The organism is Panacagrimonas perspica (assembly GCF_004364935.1).
Lineage (GTDB): Bacteria > Pseudomonadota > Gammaproteobacteria > Nevskiales > Nevskiaceae > Panacagrimonas > Panacagrimonas perspica.
The window spans coordinates 1,014,057-1,032,153 of record NZ_SOBT01000008.1; the positions used below are offsets into that span (position 1 = coordinate 1,014,057).

The 18,097-nt window shown below is 67.9% G+C and carries 19 protein-coding genes; 2 read left to right on the top strand and 17 right to left on the bottom strand.

Annotated features, from left to right (window positions below; translation table 11 throughout):
• Positions 1-65 precede the first annotated feature (65 nt).
• The 12 genes from DFR24_RS04530 to DFR24_RS04585 form a co-directional block, all read right to left on the bottom strand.
• Positions 66-500: a DUF3429 domain-containing protein gene (locus DFR24_RS04530; RefSeq protein ID WP_133880132.1), complete on the bottom strand. Its 435-nt coding sequence runs from the start codon at positions 498-500 to the stop codon at positions 66-68.
• A 45-nt stretch (positions 501-545) separates the two neighbouring features.
• Complete coding sequence (locus DFR24_RS04535; protein WP_133880133.1) at positions 546-1,223, bottom strand: hypothetical protein; 678 nt, start codon at positions 1,221-1,223, stop codon at positions 546-548.
• Positions 1,220-1,834 carry a hypothetical protein gene (locus DFR24_RS04540; RefSeq protein WP_133880134.1) on the bottom strand — a complete coding sequence of 205 codons (615 nt, stop codon included), beginning with the start codon at positions 1,832-1,834 and terminating at the stop codon, positions 1,220-1,222. Before DFR24_RS04540 ends, DFR24_RS04535 begins: the two co-directional genes overlap by 4 nt.
• 120 nt (positions 1,835-1,954) lie before the next feature.
• Positions 1,955-2,956: a VWA domain-containing protein gene (locus tag DFR24_RS04545; RefSeq protein ID WP_133880135.1), complete on the bottom strand. Its 1,002-nt coding sequence runs from the start codon at positions 2,954-2,956 to the stop codon at positions 1,955-1,957.
• Between the two features lie 3 nt (positions 2,957-2,959).
• Positions 2,960-4,039 carry a vWA domain-containing protein gene (locus DFR24_RS04550; protein ID WP_133880136.1) on the bottom strand — a complete coding sequence of 360 codons (1,080 nt, stop codon included), beginning with the start codon at positions 4,037-4,039 and terminating at the stop codon, positions 2,960-2,962.
• A complete protein-coding gene (locus DFR24_RS04555; RefSeq protein WP_133880137.1) occupies positions 4,036-5,316 on the bottom strand; it encodes an FHA domain-containing protein in 1,281 nt (426 codons plus the stop codon). The genes DFR24_RS04550 and DFR24_RS04555 overlap by 4 nt, the downstream gene beginning before the upstream one ends.
• A 25-nt stretch (positions 5,317-5,341) precedes the next feature.
• On the bottom strand, positions 5,342-6,154 hold the full coding sequence (locus tag DFR24_RS04560) for a MotA/TolQ/ExbB proton channel family protein (protein WP_133880138.1): 813 nt from the start codon (positions 6,152-6,154) through the stop codon (positions 5,342-5,344).
• Between the two features lie 11 nt (positions 6,155-6,165).
• A complete protein-coding gene (locus DFR24_RS04565) occupies positions 6,166-6,408 on the bottom strand; it encodes a hypothetical protein (RefSeq protein ID WP_133880139.1) in 243 nt (80 codons plus the stop codon).
• 9 nt (positions 6,409-6,417) lie between these two features.
• Positions 6,418-8,484: a PEGA domain-containing protein gene (locus DFR24_RS04570; protein ID WP_133880140.1), complete on the bottom strand. Its 2,067-nt coding sequence runs from the start codon at positions 8,482-8,484 to the stop codon at positions 6,418-6,420.
• Positions 8,481-10,043 (bottom strand): hypothetical protein, encoded by a 1,563-nt coding sequence (locus DFR24_RS04575; protein ID WP_133880141.1) that lies wholly within the window; start codon positions 10,041-10,043, stop codon positions 8,481-8,483. Before DFR24_RS04575 ends, DFR24_RS04570 begins: the two co-directional genes overlap by 4 nt.
• A gap of 89 nt (positions 10,044-10,132) precedes the next feature.
• The gene (locus DFR24_RS04580) at positions 10,133-11,323 is read right to left on the bottom strand and encodes a hypothetical protein (protein ID WP_133880142.1); all 1,191 of its coding nucleotides are present in this window, start codon (positions 11,321-11,323) and stop codon (positions 10,133-10,135) included.
• Between the two features lie 9 nt (positions 11,324-11,332).
• The gene (locus DFR24_RS04585) at positions 11,333-11,764 is read right to left on the bottom strand and encodes a hypothetical protein (protein WP_133880143.1); all 432 of its coding nucleotides are present in this window, start codon (positions 11,762-11,764) and stop codon (positions 11,333-11,335) included.
• Positions 11,765-11,846: 82 nt separating this feature from the next.
• On the opposite strand from DFR24_RS04585, the gene DFR24_RS04590 reads away from it, so the two are divergent.
• Entirely contained in the window at positions 11,847-12,260 is a 414-nt protein-coding gene (locus DFR24_RS04590; protein ID WP_133880144.1) for a hypothetical protein, read from the top strand.
• A gap of 13 nt (positions 12,261-12,273) precedes the next feature.
• Here the strand turns inward: DFR24_RS04590 and DFR24_RS04595 are convergent, their stop codons facing one another.
• Positions 12,274-13,590 carry a tetratricopeptide repeat protein gene (locus DFR24_RS04595; RefSeq protein WP_133880145.1) on the bottom strand — a complete coding sequence of 439 codons (1,317 nt, stop codon included), beginning with the start codon at positions 13,588-13,590 and terminating at the stop codon, positions 12,274-12,276.
• 135 nt (positions 13,591-13,725) lie between these two features.
• Positions 13,726-13,983: a YkgJ family cysteine cluster protein gene (locus tag DFR24_RS04600; protein ID WP_133880146.1), complete on the bottom strand. Its 258-nt coding sequence runs from the start codon at positions 13,981-13,983 to the stop codon at positions 13,726-13,728.
• 125 nt (positions 13,984-14,108) lie between these two features.
• On the opposite strand from DFR24_RS04600, the gene DFR24_RS04605 reads away from it, so the two are divergent.
• Complete coding sequence (locus tag DFR24_RS04605) at positions 14,109-15,908, top strand: acyl-CoA dehydrogenase C-terminal domain-containing protein (protein WP_133880147.1); 1,800 nt, start codon at positions 14,109-14,111, stop codon at positions 15,906-15,908.
• A gap of 66 nt (positions 15,909-15,974) precedes the next feature.
• On the opposite strand, the gene DFR24_RS04610 is transcribed toward DFR24_RS04605, so the two are convergent.
• From DFR24_RS04610 to DFR24_RS04620, 3 genes are all read right to left on the bottom strand, one after another.
• A complete protein-coding gene (locus DFR24_RS04610; RefSeq protein ID WP_133881463.1) occupies positions 15,975-16,316 on the bottom strand; it encodes an EF-hand domain-containing protein in 342 nt (113 codons plus the stop codon).
• An 81-nt stretch (positions 16,317-16,397) separates the two neighbouring features.
• Positions 16,398-17,171 (bottom strand): SDR family oxidoreductase, encoded by a 774-nt coding sequence (locus tag DFR24_RS04615; protein ID WP_133880148.1) that lies wholly within the window; start codon positions 17,169-17,171, stop codon positions 16,398-16,400.
• Positions 17,168-18,088 carry an alpha/beta hydrolase gene (locus DFR24_RS04620; RefSeq protein ID WP_210772455.1) on the bottom strand — a complete coding sequence of 307 codons (921 nt, stop codon included), beginning with the start codon at positions 18,086-18,088 and terminating at the stop codon, positions 17,168-17,170. Before DFR24_RS04620 ends, DFR24_RS04615 begins: the two co-directional genes overlap by 4 nt.
• Between the last annotated feature and the right edge of the window lie 9 nt (positions 18,089-18,097).

The following is an 18,097-nucleotide window of genomic DNA, read 5'->3' on the forward strand; positions in this document are numbered from 1 at the left end:
TGGGCCTGTTTCAGGTGAGATAGCCAGTCAGCACTCCCGCTACATCGCTGCCAATTCCCGATGCGCTACGCGGAAATCGAGTAGCGCCAGCTCATCGCGATCAGCACGCCGACCGTCAGCGTCGCGCGCAACGAGAAATAACCGCCGACGGATCCGAGCGCGCGCTCACGCCAGAAGTCGGCGGCCAGTTGCAGCAGGAAGGTCACGGCGAGCACCGCCAGCGCCGGCCGCAGCGGCAGCGCGGTGGCAAACCACGTGAGCAGCATCAGCGCCATCGCGATCAGCAGTCCTGCCTTGCCGGCCGCGCCTTCGCAGGCGGGCAGCATGAAGCCCCACAGGGAACCGGCCATGAAGGCGGCGACCAGCGCGCAGTAGCTGAGCCACACCGTGTCCAGCCAGTCCGGCGTCGTGGCGGGTGACATCGAGAGCCACGCCGGACCCAGCAGGAAGGGCACCAGGCCGGCGTAGCCGAACAGCGAAACGATCGTAGGAAGGCGCATGGAAAGGTCCGGGAAACGTGGAGCGGGGGTCGCGTGAACGGTGTGTCAGATCTTCGGCTTGGCCAGAGGCGCCGGCGGTGTCAGCAGCTCGCCGATCTGCCCGGCCACACCATCGCAGGCAGCAGCCTCGGTCCTGGCGATCAACGGAATCGGGATGATCAGCGCCGGCAGGTAGGAGGTGCCGCTCGCGTTGACGCTGACCTTGCCCACTGAGCTTCGCGTCTGCACGTCCCACACCGACACTTCGTACTTCGATTCCTTCTCCCACCAGCCGAATCCGAGACACGCGGCTGCCGGCGGCAGGATGCCGCAACTCACGCTGCCACCGCCGTCGATCTTGTCGGTCTCGCCGTCGATCCAGACCATGAAGCGCACGCCGGTGTCGCGCACCCGTTGCGCGATGACCGGATCGTCGAGCAGCGCGGCGAGGGCGTCGGATGACATCGGCGCGGTACGCGGCTCCAGCCACGGGAACATCGCGTCGACAAAAGATTGCTCCGCATATACCGGCAGCTTGCGGCCGGTCAGCGATTTGGAGACGCACTTGTTGAAGCTCTGCTCGGTTTCGCGATCGCCGCGATGCCGCCGTCCGAGGATCACGACGGACTCGCCTGCGCTCATCGTCACGCTGCGGCCGCTCTGGCGGATCTGCTCGACCTTGGACGTCACGCAGGCGCTCGCCAGCACGGCGGCGACGAAGAGCAAGACGCGCGACGCGCTCATGGTGCCGCCGCCGAGGCCTGCGGTGGCGGTGGCGGCACCGGCGCGGCGAGTCGCGCACGAAACGCATTGCCGTCGCGAAAGATCAGCGCCATGCCGGCGGCGGCATCGCGCATGGCCTCGCGCACCGCGGCCGTCAGGCCCGAGTTCGTACCGCCGACCTTGGCGCCGCGCTGCTTGCCGTAGGCGGCCAGGTCCCAGGCCGTGATCTCCTGCCCCTGGGGTGTCAGCAGACGCAGGCGGTACTTGATCCAGGCCTCGTGGAATTGATCCTTCTCGGCCTTGGGGCTGGCGATCTGCACGTCCTGCACGATGGGCTGCAGCACCGCCTGCACGCCGGGCGCCACGCTCTGCGCACCTGGCGCCTGCGTAACCGTGAGCAGCGTCGCGAACTGCGCGCTCAGGAACTCGCTGAAGATCGCGCGCGAAGCAGGTCCGACCGAGACATCCTGCTGGACGCCGGGCGCGGGCTGGTCGTGATGGACGTAGCTGACGAACGCGTCGTCCATGTACAGGCCCATCGCGACGGGAATCTTGCGCAGGACCGGCTTCGGGAATTCGTTCGAGGGCACGACCGGCTTGGCGGTGCATCCGCCCAGCAGGGCCAACGCCACGAGGCACGCGAGGGCGCGAACGCGACGGCGCCATGACGCCCGCGGGCCGCCTGTTCGCGCATGGATAGAAGCTCCCGCCAAGACCGCCTCCGCCCTGTGGGCGGCGTCGCGTGCTTCGAATCAGCTGTTGCTGATGAGGCCCACGAATGCGCCGCCATTCTCCCGGCACATGATACGCATCAGGTTCGCGAAGCGGATGCCGCTGGGCGTCACGCCACCGTTCAGATGCTGCGTGGGAAAGCCGATGGCGTGGATGCGGGCCAGAGGAACGCCGCTCGCATCCTTGGGATTGACGCGGCGGATGCGTTTGAGTGCCGCGGCCACCGATGCGCCGGTGAAGTCGTCGCCCATCACGTAGACGCTGATCTTCTTGTCGGGCGCGGCGAAGGTCTTGATCGCGGCCTCGATGCCCTCGACCGGACTGGAATCGGAGAACGCCTGCCAGTGGCGCATCGCCTCGAGCGTGGCCTTGCGGCGCGCAGGTGAATCCGGGATCCACTGGCCGCGATAGGAGCTGAACAAGTAACCGCCTTCGTCGCTCAGCACCTGGATGCCCTTCACGCGCGGATAGATGTCGAGGATCTCCGACATCGTCTTGATCATCGCGCTCCAGGCGAAGCGCTGCATCGAGCCCGAGGTGTCGACGACGAACACGATGTACTCGCTGTCCACCGGGATGCCACCAACCGGCGCATCGTTGCGCTGCTTCACGCCCTGCGACATCAGGCGGCGCATCTCCTCGGTGAGCGTCTGCTTGGCGACGGTCAGCTGCGTCTCGATGGTGGCGAGCGTCTTGGTGTCGAGCTGGGCGTCGGTGGTCTTGTTCTCGAGCGAGTTGGAGGTGGTGCGCAAGCGGATCAGTTCGCGTTCGGCCTCGCGCTGGCTGTCGCGGCTCGAGGCGAGCGCTTCTTCGAGTCCCTTGAGCTCACCCGCGGTCTTCTCGCCCAGCAGTCGAAGTTCCTCGGACTGGCCCTTGCCCGGTTGAGTGACCGGCTCCGAGATCGGAGGCGGCTTGGACTGGCTCAGCACCAGCAGCAGGATCATCGCGCCGAAGCCGCAGCAGATGCAGTCGATGAACGACATCGAGAACACCTGCACCTCGTGTCGGCGCTTGATGGCCATCGATCAGGGCCAGTCGGCCGAAGGATTGAAGTACGACCCGCCGGTGTTGCGCGCGAGTTCCCAGTACGCGGCTGCCGCCTTGGGATCGCCTTCCATCGGCATCAGCACGACGCTGATGGGCAGATTGTTGGGCAGCCGCGCCGTCGCCGAGTTGAAGTAGCGCACGCGATCCTTGCCGCTGGCCAGCCCACTCGCCCCACCACGATCGGTCGTCGGCAGACCGTCGGTGACGAGATACACATGATCAGGCGCGGGGTTGAGCGACGAGATCACGGCGAAGGCATTGGCCAGACTGGTACCGCCACCCGGAGGCGTCATGCGGATCGCCTTCACGGCCGCGGCCAGCTTGTCGCCGCGATTGGGCAGCCACTTGCCCGCCGAATCCGCCAGCGCGGGCTTGGCTGTGTCGTTGAACCCGTAGATCTGGAACTGCCCGCTCGCCGGCATCTGCGCGGCGATCCACTCCACGGCTGCGACGCTGCGGCGCCACTTGGTCGATGCGGTCTTGGTCGCGTCGTCCATGTTGCGGCGCCGGATCGCTTCGACGATCGTCTCGGCCAGCATGCTCGCCGAGGTGTCGACGAGGATCAGGATGCGATTGCCCTCGACGGACAGCCCCGACAGGTACTCGCGTCGCGCCTCGCCGGAGGTCTGCAGCACCGCATCCTTGCCGGCGTCCGCCGCAGCCGCGCGCATTTCCTTGACCTTGGATTCGAGCACCTTGAGGTCGTTCTCGAGAATCAGCACGCGCGCGCGGCCGTCTTCCTTGCCCGGATTCTGTTGGAGCATCGCGGAGCGCGCGTCTTCGATCTTCTTGCTCAGGCGCTCGGCTTCCTTCGACGCGAGCTGCTGCGCCTTCTCCGAATCCTCGAGCGCGGCGCGCAGCACCAGCAGCCGATGGCGATCGTCGAGCAGCTTGTCCTCTTCGCCGCTGACCTGCGCCTGCGTCACGCTGGCCGCGGCGTCCGGCACCGGGGCCGAGTGCTTCATCAGCATGAAGACCAGCACGGTGGCGCCGAAGCCACAGGAAATGCAGTCCAGGAACGACATGTTGAAGATCTGCAGTTCCTGGCGACGCTTCACGGCATGACCTCGATCAGGCGCAGCACCACGCCGGAAAAGTCGATGCGATCACCCAGGCCCACACGCACCGGCAGCCGCACGGGCTTGCCGTTGAGCAGCGGGCCCGCCTCCTGCGAGCCATCGAGCCAGAGACGACCTTCGATCCTGCGCAGGCTGCCCGGCAGGCCCGGGCGCAGGCGTTCCAGCGCCAGCGCAGGATCGGCGTCGTTGCGGGGCAGGGCGACCGCGTAGTCGCCGATCAGCACATGTGTCGGACCCACCGCTTCGTGTGCCGAATCGGCGCCACGCGGAATTCCCGGCAGGCGCGTGACGTAGGCCAGACCCGCGCCGGGGACCGCGATGCGTACCGAATGCGCGCGGGCGCCACGTGCCGGCGCGAGCGCGTCCAGGCGAAGCGCCGCGATACCGGTGACATGCTCGATGTGCTCGACCAGTCCGGGCACTGCGGCGGCGCGCGCGCTGAGCATCAGGGTCGCTGGCCGCGGACGACCGTGCTGGTCGATCGCGGCCGCGATGTCCTCGAAGGGTTCCTGCAGGCTCTTCACGAGATCGTCGCGCGACACGCTGGCGCGGTGCGTGCGGGCGCCCGAGGCCAGCTCCAGCACCGCGCTCGGCGCACCGCCGAGCAGGTTCAGCCAGGCCGGCAGCGCGTCGAACATCGTCTGCTCGGTGCCGGCGGTGTGCAGCGGATCGAAGCGCGTCTGCTGGACGAAGGCGAGGGCCGCCACGCGCGAGAGTGCATCCCAGACTTTCGTCAGGCCGGGTTTCGAGATCTCTTCGACACGCACGCGCGACAGCGACGCGCCGCCTTCGATCACGGTCAGCACGAAGCGGTGCAGCTCGACGTCGAGGTGCAGGCAGGTCGCGTCGGTCTCGACCTGGGACGCGGCGGCGACTGCGGTGTCGACCAGTCCTTCGGCCTTCAGGCCGCTGGCGTCGACCAGGCCCAGCAGGATGCTCAGCTGCTCGCGCGTCAGGCTGCCCGGCACGGCGAGCATCAGCGGCAGGCCGCCGGCAGCGTCGCGCAGCGATTGCAGTTGTGCGTACGCAAGGTCGGCGTGCGAGCGGGCACCGGCGACCGGCGCCGGCAGCATCGTTTCGAGCTGGTACCAGTAGCGGTTGAACGTGCGGCGCGGATCCAGGCGGCTGCGCGCGCGCGCGATGGCGCCGACCTGCAGCGTCTTGCCATCGAGTGCGGCGAAGCCGGGACTTTCGGCGAGGACCTGCGTGCCGTTGCTCAGCAGCAGGCCGGTGTCGTTGATCTCGAGAACGTTCATGAGCGCGGCACGTGAGCAGCGGGGATCAGGCCGGCGCCTGCAGGTTCTGGATCAGCTTGCGCTCGCAATCCTGGTGCGCGTCCAGCACCAGGCGCTCCTGCACGAGTTGCAACTGGTAGAGCAGGAAGACCGTGATCAGGCTCAGCAGCAGCGCGACCAGCGTGGAGTTGAACGCGACGCCCAGCGCCTCGGTGACGCCGGTCATGTCGCCTTGCAGCACCGCCTGCGCGTGGCCCAGCGAGTCGCCGATACCGCGCACGGTGCCGACGAAGCCGATCGAGGGAATCGCCCAGCAGATGTAGCGGACGATCGCGAGTTCGGCGTCGAGCCGATCGTTGGCCGACTCCGCGACCCGTCGCGCTTCATCCGAAGCGTCCTGCACGCTGCGCGTGATGCGGAAACGGTTGAGCGCGTTCTGGTAGAGCCGCGGCAGCAGACGATCACGACTATCCAGCGGCATCGATTCGATGGCGCGCGAATGGGCGCGCGCGTCCTCCGGCAGGATGCTCTCGCCCTCGGCCACGCTGACCATGTCAATGTCGAACAGCCGTCGTTCGGCGCCGACATTGCGGAACTTGTAGCCCATGATCGCGAAGGCCCACAGCGCGAAGATGATCGCGAGTTCCTGCTCGGGTCCCTTGACGATGACGAAGATGTTGGGCTGCATCGCCACGTACTTGCCGGTGCCCGCCGCGGCCTCGACCTTCTGCGCCAGGTCGTCCAGCACCGCACGCGCCTGCGGCCGGATCACCGCGGTGTAGATCGCGTGGACGACGACGGCGGAAATCACCAGCGCGAAGACCTGGTAGACGAACTCGACGGGAAATTGCTTGCGCATGGTCTGGGTGTTCAAAGATCAGCAGGGAAATCCACTTCCTGGTCCGGCGAGACTTCTTCCGAAGGCCTGAACTCGCGGGTCGATGCGTTGGCCTTCGGAGCGGGTCGGGCGGCCGGCTCCGCCGGGGCAGCAGCTTCCTCCTTCTTCGGCGCCGCGTCCTGCTTCGCGGGGGCCTCGGCCGGAGGCTGCGCGAACAGCGGCAACGCCATCGTCGCTGCGGAGAAGACCACCAGCCATCGCGATCGGGATGTCATCGGCTTGGGCTACTCGGCGTAGCGCGCGACGCGAAAGCCCAGATCGGGCCGCTCGTCGTGGCCCATGTCGCGGAAGGCCAGCCGCAGTTCGACCAGCCGCCCGTGCAGCCAGCTCGATCCGCGGATCACGTGGTCCGTTCCAGTCGCGGCACCGAACGGATCGACGGCCTCCGGCGGATTGATCGGCAACGTGGCGTCGTAGAGATCGTGCATCCACTCGGCGACGTTGCCGCCGAGGTCGAACAGGCCGAGCGCATTGGCGGGGTAGGTGGCGACCGGACTGGCGGCGGCGTAGCCGTCCTCGTAGCCGTCGAGCACCTGCGGCGCGACCGACTCCGCGGTCGGGTCGGCGAAGTTGCCGGACTTCGGGGGCGGCGGGAATCCGCTGCCCCAGGAATAGCGCTGCGCGCTGTTGCCACCGGCGTGGCGTGCGGCCCATTCCCACTCGGCTTCGCTGGGCAAGCGGTATCCGGTGGTCAGCGGTTGCACGAGCTGCATCGTGGCGCCGTCCTCGCGGTACGCTGCCGGCAGCCCATCCTGTTGCGAGAGCCAGTTGCAGTAGCGTGCCGCCTCCATCCAGGTCACGCGCGCCACCGGCTGGCGCTCGTTGTCGAGCGTCTCGCGGCGGATGATTCCCGAGGAGTGCGCGGCAGCGAAACGGCGGAACTGCTGGTTGGTGATCTCGGTGGTCGACAGGTAGTACGCGCGCGACAATTTCACAGGTCGCTGCGCTTCATTGGACTGGCGACCCTGCTCGCCGCGCGGCGTGCCCATCACGTACGAGCCGGGCTGCACGAGCACCAGGTTGGGGCCACCCTTGCTGGTGAGCTTCGCGGGATTGCGCGCCGCACGCGCCTCGGCCTCGCTGTTGAGCCGGATCTCCACGCGCTGCTCCAGACCCGGCCGCGGCGTCACGCTGCCGGACCACGGCGCGTATCCGGATTTGGTGGCTTCGATCGTGTGCGCGACCGTCACCAGATCGAGTCGCGTCGTGCCGGCTGCAACCGGACGACCATCGATCTTCACGGCGGCATCCGCAGGCTGCACGTCCAGCGCGATCGAACCCAGGATCGGTTCGAGCGCGAGATTCAGGCTCTGGCTGTCGTCGGCGCTGACTTCGACGCTGCGTTCGGCCGCCTTGTGTCCCGGCGCCGAGAGCTGGATCAGGTGCGTCTTGCCGGGCGCGAGCCGCAGCTCGATCGGCGTCTGCCCGCGGAAGTCCTTGCCGACGCGCACCGATGCGCCGCTCGGCGTGCTGCTGAGCCGCACGACCCCCTCGGCGGGCAGCAGCCTGGCCTCGGCCAGGTTCAGCGGCTGGTTCGCGGTGACGGTGATCGAGTCCCGCCACGTCGCGTAACCGGCCAGCTGAAGGCTGATGGCGTGGACGCCCGCGCCGAGCTCCAGCGTCTGCGGCGTGAGTCCCTGCGGCTGGCCATCGACCAGGATGGCCGCGCCGGACGGTTTCGATCGCAGCGAGACCGGCGCCCAGCCGGGCACGAGATCGATCTTCAGCGTCTGCGCCACGCCGCCGCCTTCGATCTTCAGTTCGGCCTGATGCGCCTGGTAGCGCGGCGCTCGCAGCAGGAGCTGGTGCGTGCCGGCTGCCAGTTCCAGCGCAGGCATCGGCGTGGATCCGCGCGGATTGCCGTCGATGAAGACTTCTGCCGCGGGCTCGGTGATCAGGGTCAGCGAACCGGGAAGACGCGTCATCTCGAAGCGCAGCTTCTGCTGCGGCTCGTCGCCGATCACGACATCGGCGGCCAGATCCTCGTATCCGTCGGCCTTCGCGCGCAGCCTGGCTTCGCCCGGCAGCACCAGATAACCGGAACCCATGGAGATGCCGACGCCGCCATCGAGGCTCAGGCGGGCGCCGGCCGGCACGATCTCGAACTGCACCGAGCGCGCGAAGAAGAAGAACGCACCGACGAGCGCGGCGAACAACAACAGCCCGCCGAGCAGGACCGGCAACAGGGGAAAGCCATTGCGGCTCCGCGCCGGAGCCGCGCTCCCGGGCGGGCGATACGGGACTGCCGCGATGCGGCCGTCTGCGGCATCACGACGCTGCGGATCGCTCACAGCGCCTCCTCGCAACGAACCTCGACGCTCACGTTCGCCGCGCCGGAGGCGACGTCGAACTCGTGCCGCACGTCGCGATATCCGGCGCGACTGCCGATCGCGACGTAATGGCCGGGCTTGAGCTGCAGCTTGTGCGTCGTGAAGCGCCCCAACGATCCGACCTTGTAGAGCGTGACCTCGGTCTTGCCGTCGGACTGGATCTGCACGTCCACCGGGGTTGCGGCGCCGGCGATGGCCCGCTCGGCTGCAGCGATCTGTGCCCCCAGCCGCGGGCCTGGCGAGGCGATGGCGCGCGCCTGCGCAAGGCTGCGCTCGGCGTCGGCCGCGATGCTCGCGGTCGACAGGCGTTCGGGACGATCGACGATGTCCTGCAGACGCTGCGACAACCCGGCGCGCGGTTCGGCCTGGACCAGGCCATCGCGAGCAAACGCCACCGTGCTGTCGATCTGCAGCGCGGCGCGATAACTCGCGATCGCCGCCGTCCAGTCCTCGGCGTTCGCCTGCGCGGACGCTTCCTTCTCCAGCGCGGCGAGTTTCTGGCTGCGACGCGCATCGGCCAGTCGCGCGCTGGCCTGCTGCACGCCGGCGTCGTTGGCGCGCAGCGCCCGCGCCCGGGCCAGTCGTTTCTCGGCGAGCTCGTAGTTGCCGCGATCGAGCGCGTCCAACGTCTCACCGAGCGCGCGCCGGAACTCCGCGTCGCCGGCCTGTGCATCGAGACGGGCGAGGGCGTCGCGCGCGCTCTGGGTGTCGGCGTCGAGCGCGAGCGCCTGTTTCCAGGCCGCCCTGGCGCCGACGACATCACCGGCCTGTTCGAGCCGACGTGCCGTATCGACCTGCGCACGAACGGCGTCGAGGCTGGCGACGCGCTCGAGCCCGCGCGCGGCGGCCTTGTTGTCCGGCTCGAACATCCGGGCACGTTCGTAGGCCTGCTGTGCCGCGACCTTTTCCGAGGCTTCGAGCGCGGACGCGCCGGCCGTGAGCGCGGCAGAAAGCTGCGGTGGAATCTGCGCAAGCAAGGCCGCGGTGCTCGAAGCCGCGGCTTGGTACGAGGTCCGCGAGGCCGGGAAATCGCGACCGGCAAAAGCGCTGGCGCCGGCCGCCGCCTGCGATTGCGCCTGCGCCAGCGGCGAGGCCGCCCAGGTCTGCGCGCCGCGGGATTGCAGGACGGCGACCTGTTCTTCGTACTGGTTTCGGGCCGTCTGTGCCGCGGCGCGGGCGTCGAGCAGCGCCGCATCGTCGAAGACCTGCGAGGTCGACGCGGCCGTTGGCGGCGTCGGCGGAGCGGCTGCGGCTTCCTCCGTTGGGGGCGCGGTGGCAGCAGGCTCTGCTGGCGCGGGCGTCTGCGTCGTGCCCGACACGAGTTTCGGCAGCACGAGGAACACGAGCGCCGCGATCACGGCCAGTGCGATCGCGGCGATCCAGAACGAGGTGGCGGAAATGCGCGCCGCGGCATCGGCTGAAACGGCGGTGCGCGTGCCCGGCGTCTCCAGTCCGGCCGGCCGGCGCGCAACGATGCGCTCGAAATCCGCCTGCGGCGGTGCCTCCGATTCGGGCCTCATGTCGCGGACGCGGATGCTGCGTCGCAAGACCGCGAAAGAGAAGGAGGGGGCATCGCGCGAAACGGGCGAACGGATTCCGGGCGCATGGCTCAGGGCGTTCCGACCTCGGCCGAGTAGCGCTCGTGCAGCAGCTTGCGCCACTGGTCGTACTGTTCCTTCGCGGAGCCGGTCAACGTCACCGTCTTGCCTTCGAGCTCGACGACGCGCGGCGCGACATCGGCGTTGATCGAGGCGTTGAGTTCCTTCAGCGAGTCGGCGTGCACCTTGGCTTCCTGCCCCTTCTGCATGCCGCTGGCGAAGATGCCGACACCCGCGACGACGCCGACCTGGCCGAGGACGCTGCCGGCGGCGCTATCGGACGTAATCACCGCGGCGACGCCGGCGATGGCTGCGGCCGCGCCCGCGACCTTGCGCCACAGGGCCTGGCGTTCGAGTTCGTTCAGGGCGACCGTTTCGGTGTAGCTCGCACGCCGCCATTCCTGGTAGGCCGGCTGCATGTTCTGCCGGAACACCGCGTAGTGACCGTCGAGCGTGTCGACGAGAACGTCGTCGCGGGCACGCACGCTGGCGATGCGCTTGACGATCGGATCGTTCTCCGGCGGCAGGCGCTGGATCGTCGTGCGGCCGGACTTGTCGGTCTTCAGATAGCCCTCGAAGCGCGCGGGCGCCAGATCGGCGGCGAATTTCAGATCCGCGACGCGGCGCACTTCCAGCATCTTGGCGGCGTCGAGCTTCTTGCGTTCCTTGAGCAGGTCGTTGGCGACGCGGCTGTAGAGATCCTGGAACGGGTCGGTGGTGTTGGCCGACTTCTCCGTGTACGAGATCTCGGCCGCCACTTCCTCGTAATCACGATCGAGCCATTCGCGACCCGTCGTGTCCTTCGCATTGATGTGCAGCTTCAGCTTCTCGCCATCCGAGTGCAGGATCTTGCCGCCGATGATCAGCATCGAACCGGGCGGCGCCTCCGGCAACACGCGAACCGTGCCCCAGTAGCCGGTGCCGTCGAGCGCCTGTCGCAGCACCTGCGGAAGGTAGTTCGCCTCGGCCTGGCGCACCGCGGGCAGGACGCCCTGGTCCTGCTGTTCCTTGATCTTCTCCGGGATGCCCGGATCGAAGGCGACGATCGTGACGTCGAGCAACTGTTCGAGCGGCAGCTCCTGATTGGCCTGCGTCGCCTTGACCTCGTTGACGCGCTTGACCTGCGTCGACACGCAGCCGGCTGCGGTCAGCGCGAACAGGCCAGTGACGAAGAAGCGGGCGAGGAGGTTCGGGGTCGTCATCGTTGCGGGTTACTTGCGCGCCTTGTACTTGCGGTATTCCTGCCAGAGCCGCTCGCGCAGTTCCGGATCCTTTTCGCTCTCCGCCGCCTCGCGCAACTGGCGCGCGACGACATCGTCGTCGACACCGGTCGGCGTGCCTTCGGGTGGGGGGAATTTCGGGCCGCTGCTGCTGGGCTGGCCGGCGCCACCGCCGGGGCCTCCGGTCGTTTCGCCTGCCGCGCCGGACTGGCCACCGGCGACTTCCTGCGGCGTACCGCTGCCGCCGTCGGCGCCGGTACCGGCGCCTTCGCTGGACGAACTGCCCGTGCCGCGGCCGTTGCCGGCCGCCGCCGTGCGCTGCTTCTCGATCTCGGACTGTTCCTTCGATAGGCGTTTGTCGAACTCGCCCAGCGAACCGTAGAACTGCTCGTCCCAGGCGGCGTTCTTCTCGGCGTCGGTCATGCCGCCGCCGGCTCCTGCATCGCCCGTCTTGCCGGCAGCCGCGCCGCTACCGGCAGGCGCAGATCCGCCGGCAGCGCCTGCCTTGGTGCCGGCGGGCGAACCGGCCGCGCCACTGCTGCCCGCCGTTTTTTGTCCACTCGCCGTGCTGCCCGCGCTCGAGGGCTTCTGCGTTCCGGAACTGGACGGAGAGCTGCTGCCGGAGCTGGAGCTTTGCGGCCCTTGCGAGGACGACGATCCCTGGGACGGAGAGCCCTTCTGCGAAGACGAGGGCTTCGACGGTGCTGACGACGGCGACGAGGGGGAAGAAGGCGAGCCCGATGTCGAGGGCGGCGGGGGCGGCGCCGGCGTGGAGGGCGACGCCGATTTCGTCGCGCAGCCCGCGGACAGCAGAAGCGCAGCCCCGAGGACGAGGGCGGTGCCCGCCTGGCGGACATCGTCGATATTCATGAAAGGCATGCCTCGATTGTGGCGACGTGACTTGGACGTGCGCGCGTGATGCGGAGTTTCCTTCATGGACCTGAACCGCCACGGACTGCCAGTCGATAGCGTACCGCGGTGCTCGCGACCGGCTTGCCGTTCGAGATCTGTGGCCGCAGGCGGGCCTGCCGCAGCGCGGCGACCAGGCTGCTGCCGACCGTGGCAGGGAGCGTCGCCGGTTGCGATTCGACGATGCGCACGTCGCGCGTGTCGCCGTCCGTTTCCACGCCGAATTCCGCCAGCACGAACCCTGCGCCTTCCGGCAGCGGCGCCGGCCGCGGTACGCGAAAGCTGATGAAGGAGGGCTGCGCGAACGGCGGCTCCCGACCCTCCGGCGCCAGCACGGCGGCCGCCTTCGACCAGGCGCGCAGGGCCTGGTCGCGCCGGCCGATCAGGAAGTGGACGTCGCCGATGCGGACCAGCGTCGCGGCGCGCTCGATCGCGGTACCGTCGGTGCGCGCCGCGGCGAGCCGTTCGGCCTGGGCCAGCGCGGCACCGGGCTGGGGGATGCCCGGAGTCGGCAGTTCGTCGGGGTCACGGCGGCGCTCGCTGCCGCTGAGCGCGATCTCGATCAGCGGCTCGATCAGGCGAGGGTCGTTCTTGTCCTTCTGCTGAAGAATGGCCATGGCCAGGCCGTGCAGGTGGACGGATTGCGCGTACTGCCCCGAGCCGCGGAACCACCGGCCGCCGGAGACGAACAGCTTGGCCAGATCCGGCGATTCGGGACCGAACACATGCTGGCCGACGTCCATGCGCCGCATCTGGACCTGGTCCGCGTCCTCGGTCTTGCCATTGGCGCGCAGGGCCAGCGCAAGCGCGTGCAGCACGTCGAGCTGCTCCGCGCTGTACAGGCCCTGGTTCATGCGATGGAGCTGCAACGCATTGGCCAGGGCATCGGAGGCCGCGCGGTAATTGCCGGCGTAGAGGCTTGCGTACCCCATGCCGTACCAGGCGTCGAACAGCCGGCCATCGCGCGGGCCGCCGGTGGCCTCGATCAGGTCGATGGCGGACTGGTAGTCGCGCAAGGCGCCCTGCACGTCGCCGGCGCGCTGTTTCGCGGTTGCCAGATTCACCAACGGCGCACTCAGCCGCGAATCACGCGGACCGTAGGCCGTGCTGCTCGCCGCTGCGGCCTTGGCGGCCAGCGTGCTGCCCGCCGCGCTGCCGTCCTCGGCGGAGATGGCGTCGATCGCGGCGGCAGTGGGGGCGTCGGCCGGCCGGAACGGATCCTCCTGCAAGCGCGGGGCGAACGCCGCCTCGCCCTGGCTCGTGGGTTCGGGCAGTTCGAAGGCGGCCAGGGTCGCGGCCGTTGCCAGCAACAGCGGGAGCGCGAGCAGGAATCTCGTCATCTTCGGCACGAAAGCAGGGGGCGTCGTTGGCATCGGCGGGCCAGGAGCGCAGTGAACGTCATCTTAGTGGCGGATACAGACACCGGCCGCTTGCGGATGCGTAAACCCGTGGCGGACATCACGCTCGTCCGCGATTCAGCCCGGCGTGGTCAGGGATTCGAGTTGCGCCAGGAAGTGGAGGGCGTGCTCGCGTGTCTGTCCGCACATCTCGGGTCCCGGTCGCAGGCTCGAGCAGACCGTGGGGCGCTCCGGTTGCCCGAAAATGCGGCAGCGGCCGGCCTCGTCGAGCTGCACGCAAGGGACGCCGGCCGGCTTGCCGTGGGGCATTCCGGGAATCGGTGACGAGATCGAAGGAGCGATGCAGCAGGCTGCACATTGCGGACGGCATTGCATCGGACCAGATTAGCGCCTCGCGCTGTTCGCGATGCCCGCAGAGGCGGCGCTGCGGCCAAGGGCGAACGAATGGCATACGCTAGAGTACGGCTGAACTTTTTCCTCGCACTGAACCGGAGTCATCGATGCCGACCTATACCCCCCCGTTGCGTGACATGCAGTTCGTCCTGCACGAACTGCTGAACGTCTCAGAGGGCCTGCGCAAGCTGCCGCAGCACGCCGACATCGATCGCGACACGATCGACTCGATCCTCGAGGAAGGCGGCAAGTTCTGCGCCGAGGTGCTCTTCCCGCTCAACCAGGTCGGCGATCGCGAAGGCTGCACGTACAAGGGTGACGGTGTCGTCACGACGCCGACCGGATTCAAGGAGGCCTACCAGCAGTTCGTCGAAGCCGGCTGGGGTGCACTGGGCATGGATCCCGACTTCGGCGGCCAGGGCCTGCCGCACGTGATCCACAGCGCGTTCATGGAAATGATGAACAGCGCGAATCAGGCCTGGACCATGTATCCCGGCCTGAGCCACGGCGCCTACAACGCGCTGCATGCGTTCGGAACGCCCGAGCAGAAGAAGGTCTATCTGACCAAGCTGGTGTCGGGCGAGTGGACCGGCACGATGTGTCTCACCGAATCGCACGCCGGAACCGACCTCGGCATTCTCAAGACCAAGGCCGAGCCGAACGCAGACGGCTCCTACTCGATCACCGGCACCAAGATCTTCATCTCGGCCGGCGAGCACGACATGTCGAAGAACATCGTGCACCTGGTTCTCGCACGACTGCCCGATGCACCGGCTGGCACCAAGGGCATCTCGCTGTTCATCGTGCCCAAGTTCATCCCGGATGCCGAAGGCGTTCTGGGTGCGCGCAACACGTTCAAGTGCGGCTCCATCGAACACAAGATGGGCATCCACGGCAATGCGACCTGCGTGATGAACTTCGACGGTGCCCAGGGCTGGCTCGTGGGTGCGCCGAACAAGGGCCTCAATGCCATGTTCGTGATGATGAACAGCGCGCGCCTTGGCGTCGGCATGCAGTCGGTGGGACTGGCCGAAGTCGCGTACCAGAACTCGCTGGCCTACGCGAAGGACCGCATCCAGGGCCGCTCGCTGACCGGGCCCAAGGCCAAGGAGAAGGCGGCCGACCCGATCATCGTGCACCCCGACGTGCGCCGCATGCTGCTCACGCAGAAGGCCTACGTCGAAGCGGCGCGCGCCTTCAGCTACTGGGCGGGTCTGGCGATCGACCGCGAGCACAAGCATCCGGACGAGAAGGTGCGCAAGGAGAACGCCGACCTCGTGGCGCTGCTCACGCCGGTGATCAAGGGCTTCATCACCGACAACGGGTATGAATGCACGACGCTGGCGATGCAGGTGCTCGGCGGTCACGGCTACATCGCGGAGTGGGGCCTCGAGCAGCACGTGCGCGATGCGCGCATCAACATGATCTACGAGGGCACCAACAGCATTCAGGCGCTCGACCTGCTGGGCCGCAAGGTGCTGGGCGACATGGGCGCCAAGCTGATGAAGTTCGGTCGTGCGGTGCAGGAGACGATCAAGCCGTTCACCGAGAATCCTGCGATGCAGGAATTCATCGCGCCGCTGAACTCGCTGCAGAGCGAAGTGCAGAAGATGACGATGGAGATCGGCCAGAAGGCGATGAAGAATCCGGACGAAGTCGGTGCGGCCGCGGTGCCGTATCTGCGACTGCTCGGCCATCTCGTGTTCTCGTTCGCCTGGTGCATCTCGGCGGGCGTGGCGATGCGCCGGCTGGCCGAAGGCGCGAGCGGCGACGAGGCGTTCTACAAGTCCAAGCTCAGCACCGCGCGGTTCTACTTCGCGAAGCTCTATCCGGAAACCGCAGCGCTGATGCAGCAGGCGCGAGCGGGATCGTCGTCGCTGATGGAGCTGGAAGAAGTGAACTTCTGAAGCAGCGACACGCAGCAAGAAACGGGGCCGCAATGCGCGGCCCCGTTTCGTTGGGGGAGTCCGGAATCAGTTGTTGTAGCGCCGAAGCTGCGCGAACTCGGCGAGGTCGAGCGTGCCGTCGTGGCTCGCGTCGAGACGTTTGAACGCCATCGCGACATTCTGGTTGCGATCCGCTTCGCTCGGCGTCAGCGCGCCGTCCTTGTCGCGATCCAGATCGGCGAAGCTCTCGCTCATCGTCGGAAGCGGCGCGGCGCCACTCGCGCCGGTGGACGCCTGCGGTGGCGGCAGCATGTCCTGCGCGCTCGATTCCGGCGGCACCGCCTGCGCGATTGCAGAACCGCCGGACGCGAGCAGGAGCGTCGCACCCAGGATGGCGGACGCGACGTTCGAAACCTTCATTCTCATCATGGTGACCTCCTTGCCCTGAAGCGGGCTGTTCCAAGTTCCACGTTTTCAGCTCAACTGAAACCTGCGCTGAACACGTCCCGATCAGTGCGCCGACAATCTCGCGGTGACGGCTCGATTGAGGCGATCAGGGAAGAAACAGATGGCGCGGTACATCGCATGCGTCTGCGCCCCGACCAGCCAATGCACGCGGTGCCCGCGATGGTGGGCTGCTTTCCAGATCGTGTTCGCGACATCGTCGGCCGTGAGACGAACGCCCATCGACCGGATCGATGGCAGGCTCAGGCCTTCGACCATCTTCGTCTTCACGAACAGCGGCCAGATGTCGCAGACCCGGATGCCTTGCTGGCGCCACTCCAGATCCAGCGCTTCGGTCAGGCCCCGTACGGCGAACTTCGTCGACGAATAGCTCGCCAGATCCGCCGCGCCGTAGATGGCGGATGCCGAGGCCAGATTGATCAGCCGCGATTCCGGGGTGCGTCGCAGGAACGGATGACCTGCGTGTGCGCCATTGATGACGCCCTTGAGATTCACATCGACGATCGCGTGATGCGTAGCCAGCGGAATTTCGGTGAACGCGCCGGACGTCGCGATGCCGGCGTTGTTGAGCAGGACGTCGAGACGTCCACCGGCAGCGTCCCAGAACGCTTCGAGCGCAGGTGTCCATGCCGATGCATCACGCACGTCGAGAACACCGGTCGTGCAACGGTCGCTTCCGAGCTGTTCACGCAACGCGGCGAGCCCGCTTTCTTCGATGTCGTGAAGTCCGACGAACCAGCCGTCGCGCGCGAAGCGCTCCGCGGTCGCCCGGCCGATGCCCTGCGCGGCGCCCGTGATGAAGATCGATCGACGTGTCATGCGAGAACCCGCGTGTAGGTGGGAACGGCCCAGGTTTCCTGCAGGAAGCCGGCGATGCGACCGATCGCCGCGTCGGACGCATCGAGCATCCCGGCGTGAACCTGGAAGTCGTGCCAGTAGCCGTCTTCGACTTCGAGTTGCGCGCGCAGGCCTATGGCGTGGGCCTTCGCGACGAGTCGGCGTGAATCGTCGAGCAGGATTTCGTCGCTTCCCACCTGGATCAGCATCGGCGGCAATCCGTCGAGCGCTGCGTTGAGCGGCGAGACGCGCGAATCAGTGGCGGCCAGATCACCGCGATAGGCGTCGCCGGCTCGTTGCAGCCAGGCCCGGCCCAGCATCGGATCGACGACGTCGAGTGAGTCGATCGTGCTGCCGGACAGGCTCATGTCCGTCCACGGCGAGAGCAGGATCAGCGAAGCCGGCATCGGCAGGCCGGCTTCGCGCAAGGCAATGGCCGTGCAGAGCGCCAGGCCGCCACCGGCCGAATCGCCGGCGAGCGCGATGCTGCCGGGCAGATAGCGATCCAGCAGCGAACGATAGGCGGACAGCGCGTCTTCGAGTGCCGCTGGGTACGGATGCTCCGGGGCGAGACGATAGTCCGGCACCAGCACCTGGCAGCGCGCAGCGGCGGCCAGATGCGATGTCAGTGACTTGTGCGTCTTCGGCGAACCCAGCGTGTAACCGCCGCCGTGCAGGTAGAGGACGATGCGCCGGTCGTCACTGTCGCGGTGACGAACCCAGACTCCGGGCACGCCCCAGTGGCCTTGCTCGCTGGTCGTTCCCGAGGCGCGCAGCGTGATCGACGTGACGAAGAGCATCCATGCGCGCTGGAATTTCTCCGGAATCGGCCGGCCGATGACGCTCTTGAACAGCAATCGCAGCGAGGCGCGCAGCAGACCGCGCAACAGATCCTGCATCCGGAACTC